Raw genomic sequence first — 231 nt, 5'->3', positions numbered from 1 at the left:
AAATTAGGTACTTCTAATGCAATTTTTTGCTCAAACTTAACGCCAGTCGGTAATGACTCTAGCTCTTCGCTAGGGAACACACCTTTAAGGGCAATAAATTTTCCTGAATGATCAATTAAGTGTCCACACCAGTCAACCATATCTTGCAATGAAGCAAATGCGCGACTGAGTACACCATCTAATTTAACACTTGGCTGATATTCTTCAACTCTTGACTGCACCGGAGTGACG

General features: G+C 40.7%; 1 protein-coding gene. It reads right to left on the bottom strand.

The annotated features are described in order from the left end of the window. Positions 1–231: RsmG family class I SAM-dependent methyltransferase (locus AAEY97_RS21555; RefSeq protein WP_351001453.1), on the bottom strand; the 231-nt coding region annotated here is incomplete at both ends.

Source organism: Shewanella sp. TB7-MNA-CIBAN-0143 (assembly GCF_040310065.1).
Classification (GTDB): domain Bacteria; phylum Pseudomonadota; class Gammaproteobacteria; order Enterobacterales; family Shewanellaceae; genus Shewanella.
Note: the sequence above shows the minus strand (reverse complement) of the source record. Positions and strands in the feature narration are given on the sequence as shown.